Annotated in this window: 9 protein-coding genes; all 9 read left to right on the forward strand. The window is 66.3% G+C overall.

What is annotated here, in order from left to right:
- Window positions 1–77: 77 nt before the first annotated feature.
- The 9 genes from ABIB95_RS24775 to ABIB95_RS24815 all read left to right on the forward strand — a co-directional run bounded on the left by ABIB95_RS24775 (window position 78) and on the right by ABIB95_RS24815 (window position 12,094).
- On the forward strand, window positions 78–1,550 hold the full coding sequence (locus tag ABIB95_RS24775) for a UDP-N-acetylmuramoyl-L-alanyl-D-glutamate--2,6-diaminopimelate ligase (RefSeq protein WP_354242854.1): 1,473 nt from the start codon (window positions 78–80) through the stop codon (window positions 1,548–1,550).
- Window positions 1,547–2,926 (forward strand): UDP-N-acetylmuramoyl-tripeptide--D-alanyl-D-alanine ligase, encoded by a 1,380-nt coding sequence (locus ABIB95_RS24780; RefSeq protein WP_354242857.1) that lies wholly within the window; start codon window positions 1,547–1,549, stop codon window positions 2,924–2,926. The genes ABIB95_RS24775 and ABIB95_RS24780 overlap by 4 nt, the downstream gene beginning before the upstream one ends.
- A 161-nt stretch (window positions 2,927–3,087) precedes the next feature.
- A complete protein-coding gene (gene mraY / locus ABIB95_RS24785) occupies window positions 3,088–4,191 on the forward strand; it encodes a phospho-N-acetylmuramoyl-pentapeptide-transferase (RefSeq protein ID WP_014492955.1) in 1,104 nt (367 codons plus the stop codon).
- Between the two features lie 7 nt (window positions 4,192–4,198).
- On the forward strand, window positions 4,199–5,599 hold the full coding sequence (gene murD, locus ABIB95_RS24790) for a UDP-N-acetylmuramoyl-L-alanine--D-glutamate ligase (RefSeq protein WP_354242860.1): 1,401 nt from the start codon (window positions 4,199–4,201) through the stop codon (window positions 5,597–5,599).
- Window positions 5,600–5,835: 236 nt separating this feature from the next.
- Window positions 5,836–6,987 carry a putative lipid II flippase FtsW gene (ftsW, locus tag ABIB95_RS24795; protein WP_063981538.1) on the forward strand — a complete coding sequence of 384 codons (1,152 nt, stop codon included), beginning with the start codon at window positions 5,836–5,838 and terminating at the stop codon, window positions 6,985–6,987.
- 178 nt (window positions 6,988–7,165) lie between these two features.
- Window positions 7,166–8,266, forward strand: coding sequence for an undecaprenyldiphospho-muramoylpentapeptide beta-N-acetylglucosaminyltransferase (murG, locus tag ABIB95_RS24800; RefSeq protein ID WP_354242863.1), 1,101 nt, complete (start codon window positions 7,166–7,168; stop codon window positions 8,264–8,266).
- Window positions 8,267–8,386: 120 nt separating this feature from the next.
- The gene (gene murC / locus ABIB95_RS24805) at window positions 8,387–9,790 is read left to right on the forward strand and encodes a UDP-N-acetylmuramate--L-alanine ligase (protein ID WP_354242866.1); all 1,404 of its coding nucleotides are present in this window, start codon (window positions 8,387–8,389) and stop codon (window positions 9,788–9,790) included.
- A gap of 273 nt (window positions 9,791–10,063) precedes the next feature.
- Window positions 10,064–10,981 carry a UDP-N-acetylmuramate dehydrogenase gene (gene murB / locus ABIB95_RS24810; protein ID WP_354242869.1) on the forward strand — a complete coding sequence of 306 codons (918 nt, stop codon included), beginning with the start codon at window positions 10,064–10,066 and terminating at the stop codon, window positions 10,979–10,981.
- Between the two features lie 126 nt (window positions 10,982–11,107).
- Window positions 11,108–12,094 (forward strand): D-alanine--D-alanine ligase family protein, encoded by a 987-nt coding sequence (locus tag ABIB95_RS24815; protein ID WP_166101910.1) that lies wholly within the window; start codon window positions 11,108–11,110, stop codon window positions 12,092–12,094.
- Window positions 12,095–12,140: the final 46 nt, after the last annotated feature.

The following is a 12,140-nucleotide window of genomic DNA, read 5'->3' on the forward strand; positions in this document are numbered from 1 at the left end:
GGGAGGCCGTCGCCGCTGCTGAGTCGGGGCTTTTCCGAAGATTCGGCTTTCCGGCACGGCATGTCGACTGGAAGACCATGAAGCTGCGCGACCTCCTAGGTCAGGACATTCCAGGCAATGATGCCGCAATCGAGCCCGCTGTCGCGGCGCTCGATGTGACCGGCGTTGCGCTCGACAGCCGTGTGGTCAAGCCCGGCGATCTCTTCTTCGCCCTCGCGGGCAGCAAGACCGACGGCGCGCGCTTCGTCGATGCCGCGATTGCAGCAGGAGCGGTGGCGATCGTCGGCGACCATGCACCTGATGGCAGCAAGGTGCCGTTCGTCACGGTGGCCAATCCGCGCCGCGCGCTGGCGCTGGCCGCGGCCAAATTCTTCCCCGCGCAGCCCGCGACCATCGCGGCGGTGACCGGCACCAGCGGCAAGACCTCGGTCGCCGCGTTCACGCGCCAGATCTGGGAGCGGCTGGGGCATGCCTCCGCCAGCATCGGCACCATCGGTCTCGTCTCGCCCAAGCGCACCGTCTACGGTTCGCTGACGACGCCGGATCCGATCGCGCTGCACCGGCAGCTCGATGAGATCGCGCGCGAAGGCGTGACGCATCTCGCCTTCGAGGCGTCCTCGCACGGACTCGACCAGTACCGCCTCGACGGCGTGCGTGTCTCCGCCGGCGGCTTCACTAATCTCTCGCGCGACCACATGGATTACCATCCAACCGTCGCGCATTATCTCGCAGCAAAACTCCGGCTGTTCCGCGAGCTGGTCCCGGCGGATGGCGCGGCGGTGATCTCCGCCGACCATGATTGCTCGGCGGAAGCAATCAATGCTGCCAGGTCGCACGGCTTGCGCGTGATGGCGGTCGGCCGCAACGGCGACGGGGCAGGCGAGGGCATTCGTCTCGCCGGGGCCGAGGTCGAAGGTTTTTCGCAAGTCCTTGCCGTCGAACATCGCGGCAAGCGTTATGCGGTCCGGCTGCCGCTGGCCGGCGAATTCCAGATCGAGAACGCACTGGTGTCGGCCGGCCTTGCCATCGGCACCGGCAGCGATCCGGCCAACGTGTTTGCGAGCCTCGAACATCTCGAAGGCGCCAAGGGTCGGCTCGAGCGCGTCGGCGAGCGCAACGGTGCGCCGATCTTCGTCGACTACGCCCACAAGCCCGACGCGTTGGAGAAGGCGTTGCAGGCTTTGCGGCCTTACGCAAAACGCCGGCTGGTCGTCGTGTTCGGCGCCGGCGGCGACCGCGATGCCGGCAAGCGCCCGATCATGGGCGAGATCGCGGCCGAAAACGCCGACCGCGTCATCATCACCGACGACAATCCGCGCAGCGAGAAGCCGGAAGCCATTCGCGCAGAAATCCTCGCGACTGCAAAAGGTGCCCGCGAAATCGGCGACCGCGCCGCGGCGATCCGCACCGCGATCGAGGAGTTGGAAGACGGCGATGCGCTGCTCGTCGCCGGCAAGGGCCACGAGACCGGGCAGATCGTCGGCGGCGAAGTGCTGCCCTTCAGTGATCACGAGGCGGTCGCCGCCGCATTAGCGTCGAGGGATGCATGAGCGCGCCAATATGGACGATTGCCGAAGTGGCGCGTGCGCTGGGCGCCGCGGGATCATTTCCGGACACGCCGATCGACTTCGTCACCCAGGACAGCCGCCTGGTGAAGCCGGGCTGTCTGTTCGTCGCGCTCAGCGGTACGCCGAGCGGCGGCTTCATCTCGGCCTTTGCGAGTGCGCGTGACGGCTGGGAGTTCGCCGACAAGGCGGAAGCATCGGGCGCGGTCGCGATGATCGTGCCGCACGAGATCGCCGGCATCCGCATTCCCCAAATCGTCGTCAAGGACACGCTGATCGACGGTCTCTGGGGCCTCGCACGCGCCGCACGCGCGCGTTTCAACGGACCGGTGATCGGACTCACCGGCAGCGCGGGCAAGACCAGCACCAAGGAATTCCTCGCGGCCTACCCCGGCGCCTATGCCAGCCCGTCGAGCTTCAACAATTTCTGGGGCGTGCCGCTGACGCTGTGCAACGCAAGGCCCGATGCCAGCCTCTGGGTCGTCGAGATGGGCATGAACCAGACCGGCGAGATCGCGCGGCTCAGCGAGCTGACGCGGCCGACCGTCGCGCTCGTCGTCAACGTTCAGCCGGTGCATCTGGAAAAGCTCGGCTCGCTCGAAGCCATCAGGCGCGAGAAGGTCTCGATCGCGCTCGGCCTGCCCGAGGATGGCGTGCTGGTGCTGCCTGCCGGGATCAAGGCGCCGGACTGGAAAGGCAAGGCGGTACGGTTTGGCGAGAAAGCCGAGGTGCACGAGGTCGCGCACGCGCCGCATGGCGAGAGCTGGCAGGTCGTTGCCGCGCTCGGCAAGAAGGAGATCGCCTTCAGCCTGACGCCGGGCGCACCGCACCGCGTGCAGAATGCGCTTGCGGCGCTCGCTTCGATCCGCGCCGCGAACCTCGATGCGGCGACGCTCGCGATCAAGCTCGACCGGGTCGGCATCATGACCGGCCGCGGCGTCGAGCAGGCGATTGGCGGCGTCACCGTGATCGACGACAGTTTCAACGGCAATCCGGCCAGCGTGGCTGCTGCACTGCAAAGCCTCCAGGCGCGCAACGTGACCGGCGGCCGCCGCATTGCGGTGCTCGGCGACATGCTGGAACTGGGCGATGACGCACCAAGCTACCACACGGCCCTCGCCAAGCATCTCGACGGCATCGACGGCGTCTACTGCGTCGGTCCCTTGATGCGCCATCTCTACGACGCGTTGCCGGCGGGCAAGGGCCTGGGCTGGCACGACGACCCCGCCACGCTGAAGCCGGGCGAGGTCGCAAATCTGCTGAGGGCAGGCGATGTCGTGGTTGTCAAGGGCAGCAAGAAGATGTTCTGGGTCAACAAGTTTGTGCCGGGCCTAGTGGCCGCCTTGCAGGCAAAGGCGTAAACTGCTTGGAAGGCGCTGTTCCCGAATCCCACCCTTTGCGGCGCGAAGCCGTCCGTTTTCCCAGAGGTCGCCCGACCCCATGAAGAAGACCCGCGAATGCGCGTGAGGCAAGTCAAGGCCAACACCAAGGCCGCGTGCAAAGGCGCCATAGGACCGTCTGAATGTTTTACTGGCTGATCGAGCTCTCCAACACATTTCCCGGCTTCGGTGCCGTTCGCACCTTCCTGAACGTCTTCCGCTACATCACCTTCCGCACCGGCGGCGCTGTCGTCACCGGCGCGCTGTTCGTGTTCCTGTTCGGGCCCTGGATCATCGACCATCTGCGTATCCGTCAGGGCAAGGGCCAGCCGATCCGGACCGACGGCCCGCAATCGCATCTCGCCAAGAAAGGCACGCCCACCATGGGCGGGCTGATGATCCTGTCCGGCCTCACGGTCGGCACCGTGCTGTGGGCCAATCCGCTCAACCCCTATGTCTGGATCGTGCTGGCGGTGACGCTCGGCTTCGGCTTCGTCGGCTTCTATGACGATTACCTCAAGGTGACCAAGCAGACCACGACGGGCTTCGGCAGCAAGCTGCGCCTGCTGATCGAGGCCGCCATTGCGCTGGTCGCCTGCTATGCGCTGGTGCGGTTGAACCGCGATCCCGCGTCGACCGCGCTGACGATTCCCTTCCTGAAGGACACGGTGCTGCATTTCGGCTGGTTCTTCGTCGTGTTCGGCGCCTTCGTCATCGTCGGTGCCGGTAATGCGGTGAACCTCACCGACGGTCTCGACGGCCTTGCCATCGTTCCCGTGATGATCGCGACCGCGAGCTTTGCGATGATCGCCTATCTCGCCGGCAACGCGGTGTTCGCCGACTATCTCCAGATCAAATATGTCGCGGGAACCGGCGAGCTCGCGGTGCTCTGCGGCGCGCTGCTGGGCGCCGGTCTCGGGTTCCTCTGGTTCAACGCGCCGCCGGCCTCGATCTTCATGGGCGACACCGGCTCGCTCGCGCTCGGCGGCATGCTCGGCGCAATCGCGGTCGCGGTGAAGCACGAGATCGTGCTCGCGGTGATCGGCGGCCTGTTCGTGCTGGAAGCGGTTTCCGTCATCGTGCAGGTGGTGTCGTTCAAGCTCACCGGCAAACGCATCTTCCGGATGGCGCCGATCCATCACCATTTCGAGCAGCTCGGCTGGACCGAACCGCAAATCGTGATCCGGTTCTGGATCATCTCGGTGATGCTGGCGCTCGCCGGTCTGTCGACGCTGAAGCTGCGGTGATCGATCGATGATCCCGGTCACATCCTTCGCCGGCAAGACGGTCGCGGTGTTCGGCCTCGGCGGCTCGGGGCTTGCGTCCTGTCACGCGCTGAAAGCGGGCGGCGCCGAGGTGATTGCCGCTGACGACAATGCCGAGAACGTCGCCAAGGCCGCGCAAGCGGGTTTCATCACCGCCGATTTGCGCAATGTCTCCTGGGCGAATTTCGCGGCGCTCGTGCTCGCGCCCGGCGTGCCGCTCACCCATCCCGTGCCGCACTGGAGCGTGCTGAAGGCGCGCGAGGCGGGCTGCGAGGTGATCGGCGATATCGAGCTGTTCTGCCGCGAGCGTCGCCGTCACGCGCCCAACGCGCCGTTCGTCGCGATCACCGGCACCAACGGCAAGTCGACCACGACGGCGCTGATTGCGCATCTGACAAAGGTCGCCGGGTACGACACCCAGATGGGCGGCAATATCGGCACCGCGATCCTGTCGCTGGAGCCGCCGCGCACGGGCCGCGTCCACGTCATCGAGATGTCATCCTACCAGATCGACCTCACGCCCTCGCTGGATCCCTCCGTCGGTATCCTGCTCAATGTCAGCGAGGACCACATCGACCGTCACGGCACCCTCGCGCATTACGCTGCGGTGAAGGAGCGTCTCGTCGCCGGCGTGCAGGCCGGCGGCACCGCGATCGTCGGCGTCGACGATGGCTTCTGCCGCGACATCGCCGACCGGCTCGACCGCGCCGGCAAGAACGTGGTGCGGATCTCCGTCAAGAACCCGCTGGCCTCCGGCATCCATGTCGAGCACGGCAATATCGTGCGCACCGCTGGCGGCGCGCGGAGCGAGGTCGCAAAGCTCGGCGGCATCGGCTCGCTCCGCGGCGAGCACAACGCGCAGAACGCGGCCTGCGCCGCCGCCGCCGCGCTCGCGATGGGCATTAGCCTCGATGTGCTGCAGAACGGGCTGCGCAGCTTTCCCGGCCTCGCGCATCGCATGGAGCAGGTTGGCCGCCGCGGCAACGTGTTGTTCGTCAACGACTCCAAGGGCACCAATGCGGATGCGACTGCGCATGCGCTGTCGTCCTTTTCGGAGATCTTCTGGATCGCCGGCGGCAAGCCCAAGGCCGGCGGCATCACTGGCCTGACCGGCTTCTTCCCGCGCATCCGCAAGGCCTATCTGATCGGCGAGGCCGCGCAGGAGTTTTCGGGAACGCTGGGCACGCAGGTCGCGCACGAGATCAGCCAGACGCTGGAGGTCGCCGTCGAGCACGCCGCGCGCGACGCGGAAGCCTCGGGCCTTGCGGATGCGGTGGTGCTGCTGTCACCCGCCTGTGCGTCCTTCGACCAGTACCGCAACTTCGAGATCCGCGGCACCAAGTTCCGCGAACTGGTGCAGGCGCTGCCGGGTGTGAAACCGGTGGTGTGAGGGGCGCTGCTTCTCCAATCTCCGCTGTCGTCGCCCGGCTTGACCGGGCGACCCAGTATCCAGAGGCCGTGCTTGAGCCGAGGGGCCGCGGCGTACTGGATGCCCCGGTCAAGCCGGGGCATGACCACCATTTGTGGTCGCGTTGTGCGCTATCTCCAAAGTTATCGATCTCCTTAACCCCCCGGTAACCAACCTCGGCGACCAATGGACCGACCTCTGTCCGAAAGCGGCCGCCCATGCTCTCCCGTGAAGAACGCACCCCCTTTTCCGAGTGGTGGTGGACCGTCGACAAGCCGCTGATGGGCGCCATCCTGGCGCTGATGCTCACCGGCGTGATCCTGTCGCTGGCGGCGAGCCCCCCGGTCGCGACCCGCATCGGGCTCGATCCGTTCCACTTCTTCAGCCGGCACGTGATGTTCCTGGCGCCCTCCTGCCTGGTGCTGCTCGGGGTGTCCTTCCTGACGCCGCGCGCGATCCGCCGCTCGGCCCTGATCATCTTCGCGGCCAGCATCATCCTGATCGTGCTGACGCTCGCGATTGGCCCCGAAGTGAAGGGCTCGCGGCGCTGGATCACGCTGCTCGGCGTCAACATCCAGGCCTCCGAAGTTGCAAAGCCGTCGTTCGTCGTCATCGCCGCCTGGCTGTTCGCGGAATCGACCAGGCGGCCGGAGATGCCGGCGACCTCGATGGCGCTGGTGCTGCTCTTGATGCTGGTCTCGCTGCTGGTGATGGAGCCCGACTTCGGTCAGACCATGCTGATCCTGATGGTGTGGGGCTCGCTGTTCTTCATCGCGGGCATGCGCATGATCTGGGTGTTCGGCCTGGCGGGCGCCGCCGCGGCCGGTCTGTTCAGCGCTTATCTGTTCGTCCCGCACGTCGCCGGCCGCATCAAGCGTTTCATGAATCCGGCTTCCGGCGACACCTTCCAGGTCGATACCGCCATGGAAGCCTTCTACAACGGCGGATGGTTCGGGCTCGGGCCGGGCGAGGGCATCGCCAAGCGCAGCCTGCCGGACAGTCATACCGACTTCGTGTTCGCGGTTGCCGCCGAGGAATTCGGCATCATCCTGTGCCTCGCGATGCTGGCGCTGTTCGCTTTCGTCGTGATCCGCACGCTGTCGCGCGCCTACGCCAATGAGGACATGTTCTCGCGCTTCGCCGCGTCCGGCCTTGCGATCCTGTTCGGCGTGCAGGCCGCGATCAACATGTCGGTCAACCTCCAGCTCATCCCCGCCAAGGGCATGACGCTGCCCTTTATCTCCTATGGTGGCTCCTCGATCGTGTCGCTGGCCTATGGTGTCGGCATGATGCTGGCGCTGACGCGGCTGCGCCCGCGCACCGAAGTCGAGGCGAGCGGCCACGCCGAGGCGATGCGCAGTTACGCGTGACCACTCTCGTGTCCCGGACAAGCTCCGCGAAGCGGAGCGCAGAGCCGGGACCCGGAATGCCGCACCAATGGGCCCCGGTTCAGCAGCGTACCACGCCGCGAAGTGCGGCGCGCTGCGCTGCGCCCGGGGCACGAGCACGGCTCGCAATAGGCGCTTTTTCCCTGTAAATACCGCTACCATGGACACTTCCCCCCTGATTCTTCTCGCCGCGGGCGGCACTGGCGGCCATTTGTTTCCGGCCGAGGCGCTCGGTGTCGAGCTGATCCGGCGCGGCTTTCGCGTCCGCCTCGTCACGGACGAGCGGGCGCTGCGCTATAGCGGGCTGTTCAGCAAGGACATGATCGACGTCGTCTCGAGCGAGACCGCGCGTGGCCGCAATCCATTGCAGCTCGCCTATGCCGGCCTCACGCTCGCCGCCGGCACGCTGTCTGCCTATAGCCTGATCAAGCGATTGAAGCCCGTCGCCGTCGTCGGCTTCGGCGGCTATCCGACACTGCCGCCCCTGGTCGCCGCGAAATTTGCGGGCGTGCCCAGCATCATCCACGACGCCAATGCGGTGCTCGGCCGCGCCAACCGGTTCCTGGCGAGCCGCGTCCGCGCCATCGCGACGTCGTTGCCCGGCGTGCTCGACCGCGATCCGGCGCTGGCAGGCAAGACCACGACCGTGGGCACGCCGATGCGTCCGGCGATCCTCGCCGCAGCCGCCGTGCCATATGTCGCGCCTGAAGCGAACGGACCGCTGCGCCTGCTCGTCGTCGGCGGCAGCCAGGGCGCGCGCATCATGGCCGACATCGTCCCGGGTGCGATCGAGCGGCTCGAGCCCGCACTGTGGAGCCGGCTCGTCCTGACCCAGCAGGTCCGCGACGAAGACATGGCGCGCGTGCGCGCGGTCTACGACAAGCTCAAGATCAATGCCGAGCTCGCGCCGTTCTTCACCGATCTGCCGGCGCGGCTCGCCTCCAACCATCTGGTGGTGTCGCGTTCAGGCGCCGGCACGGTCGCCGAACTCGCCGCGATCGGACGGCCCTCGATCCTGGTGCCGCTGCCCGGCTCGATCGACCAGGACCAGTTCGCCAATGCCGGCGTGCTGGCCAACGTCGGCGGCGCGATCCGTATCCCGCAGACCGAGTTCACCTCCGACCGACTCGCCGCCGAGATCTCCGCCTTCGCCGCCGAGCCCGCGCATCTTGCTTCCATGGCCGCAGCCGCGAAGGGGGCGGGGCGGCTCGATGCGGCCGAACGTTTGGCCGATCTGGTGGTCAAAGTCGCGGGAATCTGACGCGAAAAAGCCCTTGTCTTGGCCTTCCAAAGCGGGGCATCCAGTAACAACGGCGCGGCTGATTTGGCCGTGACCTTCGCCAGATGCCGCCTTTCCGGCGGCAAGGTCAGGGAACAGAGCATGAGACTGCCGCGCGAGATCGGACCCATCCACTTCGTCGGGATCGGCGGGATCGGCATGAGCGGCATCGCCGAGGTGCTGGTCAATCTCGGCTACGCCGTGCAGGGCTCGGACGCCTCCGACAATTACAATCTCGACCGTCTGCGCAAGGCGGGTGCGAAGGTCTCGGTCGGCCACAAGGCCGAGAATGTCGACGGCGCTGCGGTCGTCGTCGTCTCCACCGCGATCAAGCGCGACAATCCCGAACTGATGGCGGCGCGCGAACGCCGCATTCCCGTGGTGCGCCGCGCCGAGATGCTGGCCGAGCTGATGCGGCTGAAGAGCTGCGTCGCCATCGCCGGCACCCACGGCAAGACCACCACGACCACGATGGTCGCAACGCTGCTCGATGCCGGCGGCCTCGATCCCACCGTGATCAATGGCGGCATCATCAATGCCTATGGCTCGAATGCGCGCCTCGGTGCCGGCGATTGGATGGTGGTCGAAGCGGACGAGAGCGATGGCACGTTCCTGAAGCTGCCGACCGATGTCGCGATCGTCACCAATGTCGACCCTGAGCATCTCGATCACTTCAAGACCTTCGAGGCGGTGCAGGACGCGTTCCGGCATTTCGTCGAGAACCTGCCGTTCTATGGCTTCGCCGTGATGTGCATCGACCATCCCGTCGTGCAGAGCCTCGTCGGCAAGATCGAGGATCGTCGCATCATCACCTATGGCGAGAATCCGCAGGCCGATGTGCGGCTCGTCGATCTCACCCCGATGGGCGGTGGCTCCAAGTTCAAGGTCGCGTTCCGCGATCGCAAGACCGGCGCCGTGCACGAGATCGCCGATCTCATGTTGCCGATGCCGGGACGCCACAACGCCTCCAACGCGACGGCCGCGATTGCGGTCGCGCGCGAACTCGGCGTGTCGGACGAGGCGATCCGCAAGGCGATCGCAGGCTTCGGCGGCGTCAAGCGCCGCTTCACCAAGACCGGCGAGTGGAACGGCGTCACGGTGATCGACGATTACGGTCATCACCCCGTCGAGATCGCGGCAGTGCTGAAGGCGGCGCGGGAATCCACCAATGGCAAGATCGTCGCCGTGGTGCAGCCGCATCGCTACACCCGCCTGCAATCGCTGTTCGAGGAATTTTGTACCTGCTTCAACGACGCCGATGCGGTCGTCGTCGCCGACGTCTACGCCGCCGGCGAGACGCCGATCGACGGCATCGACCGCGATCATTTCGTCGCCGGTCTGCGCGCGCACGGCCATCGCGAGGTGGTCGGCCTGCCGGCAGCGCCGGAGCTCGCAGGTATCGTCAAGGGCCTGGCGAAGTCCGGCGATCTCGTCGTGTGTCTCGGTGCGGGCAACATCACGCAATGGGCGTATGCCTTGCCCGGCGAATTGAAGGCGCTGGGGTAGCGAGCGGATGTCAAGTCATCGTCGACCACCGCCCGTGTGGCCACCCCTCTCCCTAACCCTCCCCCGCAAGGGGGGAGGGAACCCATCCGCCGGTGCCTCCCTGACTCTCGCAAAGGATCAGAGCGCAGCTGTGACGCTGGATGAGGTGAGCACGCTGGTCAGGCTCCCTCCCCCCTTGCGGGGGAGGGGTGGGGAGAGGGGGAAGCCCCGGGCGCTGGCGGACAACGTCACACGGCGCAATCTCAATCCAGCTCGCATGTCGGTCAGCGCACCATGAGCTTCCCCGACATCACGCCCGATCTCAAAGCTGCGATGCCGGAGCTGCGCGGCCGGATGCTGGCCAACCAGTCGCTCGCCGAGCTCACCTGGTTTCGCGTCGGTGGTCCCGCGCAGGTGCTGTTCACGCCGGCGGATGAGGACGATCTCGCTTACTTCCTCGCGCATCTCGCGTCCGACATTCCCGTCTATGTCGTCGGCGTCGGCTCCAACCTGATCGTGCGTGACGGTGGCATTGCGGGCGTGGTGATTCGGCTGGCGCCGCGCGCCTTTGGCGAGGCGAGCGCGAGCGGCGATGTCGTCACCGCTGGAACTGCCGCGCTCGACAAGCGCGTGGCGGAAGTGGCGGCCTCCGCCAATATCGGCGGGCTCGAATTCTATTTCGGCATTCCCGGTACCATCGGCGGTGCGCTGCGCATGAATGCGGGCGCCAATGGCGGCGAGACCAAGGACGTGTTGATCGAGGCGCGAGGTATCGGGCGCGATGGCACGAAGCACGTGTTCTCGAACGCCGACATGAAGTTCGTCTACCGCAATAGCGGCGTCGATCCCTCCATCATCTTCACCTCCGCGCGCTTTCGCGGCGAGATCAGAGATACTGATACGATCCGCGGGCGCATGGCGGAGGTGCAGACCCACCGCGAGACCGCGCAGCCGATCCGCGAAAAGACCGGCGGCTCGACCTTCAAGAACCCGCCGGGACATTCGGCCTGGAAGCTGGTCGACGCCGCCGGCTGCCGCGGCCTGCGCGTCGGCGGCGCGCAGGTCTCGGAGATGCACTGCAATTTCCTGATCAACACGGGCGATGCCACCGCGCACGACATCGAGACGCTGGGCGAGACCGTGCGCGAACGGGTGAAGGCAAACTCCGGAATTGAGCTACATTGGGAAATCAAGCGGATTGGGGTTTCATGATCACCGTCATTCCGGGATGCGCCGTTAGGCGCAGGCCCGGAATCCATGACCCCAGGCTGTGGTTATGGATTCCGGGCTCGCGACTTCGTCGCGCCCCGGAATGACGAACTAGAGAGAACTATGAACATGCGCATCACCATCCTCTTCGGCGGCTCCAACCGGGAGCGTCTGGTTTCGGTCGCCTCAGCCCAGGCGCTACATCAGGCGCTGCCCGAGGCCGATCTCTGGTGGTGGGACGTCGAGGACAAGGTGCATGTCGTGCAGTCGAAGCAACTGCTCGAACACGCCCGTCCGTTCGAGGACGAGTTCAAGCCCGGCACATCAGGCATTCCGCTGGGGCAGGCGCTCGACCAGGCCAAGACGGAGGGCCGCGTGCTGGTGCTCGGCCTGCATGGCGGGCGCGCGGAGAACGGCGAATTGCAGGTGATGTGCGAGGCGCGCGGCGTGCCTTTCACCGGATCGGGCTCGGCCTCCTCGCATCTCGCCTTCGACAAGATCGCGGCCAAGCATTTCGCCGCGCTCGGCGGCGTGACGCCGCCGGCCAACGTTGCGCTGGACAAGATCGACGAGGCCTTCGCCGAATACGGCCGGCTGATCGCGAAGCCGGCGCGCGACGGCTCGAGCTACGGCCTGATCTTCGTCAACGCCAGGCAGGATCTCGTCGCCGTCCGCAATGCGGCAAAGCACGAAGACTATGTGATCGAGCCCTACATCGCTGGCGTCGAGGCGACCTGCGGTGTGCTGGAGCGCCCCGACGGCTCGATCATCTCGCTGCCGCCGATCGAAATCATTCCGGGCGAGGGCAATTTCGACTACGCCGCAAAATATCTCCTGAAGTCGACCCAGGAGATCTGCCCCGGGCGTTTTTCGCCCGAGATCACCGCTGCGCTGAAGGAGCAGGCGATGCTGGCGCATCGCGCGATGTCCTGCACCGGCTATTCCCGCTCGGACTTCATCGTCTCCGACAGGGGCCTGATCTATCTCGAGACCAACACGCTGCCCGGGTTGACCAAGTCCTCGCTCTACCCCAAGGCGCTGAAAGCCGAAGGCATCGAGTTCGTCGACTTCCTGCGCGGCCTGGTCGAGCTCGCCGGGCGGGGCGTAAGAAATTAATTAGGACTGGTTAACGGCGGAACGGGCGAAATGGCCGGTTTTGGAA

The sequence above is a fragment of the Bradyrhizobium sp. LA2.1 genome (assembly GCF_040547725.1).
GTDB classification, from domain to species: Bacteria; Pseudomonadota; Alphaproteobacteria; order Rhizobiales; family Xanthobacteraceae; genus Bradyrhizobium; species Bradyrhizobium barranii.

Coding starts and splice junctions, on each gene's coding strand:
- ftsW (WP_063981538.1), top strand. CDS start 5,836: ATGCTCTCCCGTGAAGAACGCACCCCCTTTTCCGAGTGGTGGTGGACC.
- murG (WP_354242863.1), top strand. CDS start 7,166: ATGGACACTTCCCCCCTGATTCTTCTCGCCGCGGGCGGCACTGGCGGC.
- mraY (WP_014492955.1), top strand. CDS start 3,088: ATGTTTTACTGGCTGATCGAGCTCTCCAACACATTTCCCGGCTTCGGT.
- murD (WP_354242860.1), top strand. CDS start 4,199: ATGATCCCGGTCACATCCTTCGCCGGCAAGACGGTCGCGGTGTTCGGC.
- ABIB95_RS24780 (WP_354242857.1), top strand. CDS start 1,547: ATGAGCGCGCCAATATGGACGATTGCCGAAGTGGCGCGTGCGCTGGGC.
- ABIB95_RS24775 (WP_354242854.1), top strand. CDS start 78: ATGAAGCTGCGCGACCTCCTAGGTCAGGACATTCCAGGCAATGATGCC.
- murC (WP_354242866.1), top strand. CDS start 8,387: ATGAGACTGCCGCGCGAGATCGGACCCATCCACTTCGTCGGGATCGGC.
- ABIB95_RS24815 (WP_166101910.1), top strand. CDS start 11,108: ATGCGCATCACCATCCTCTTCGGCGGCTCCAACCGGGAGCGTCTGGTT.
- murB (WP_354242869.1), top strand. CDS start 10,064: ATGAGCTTCCCCGACATCACGCCCGATCTCAAAGCTGCGATGCCGGAG.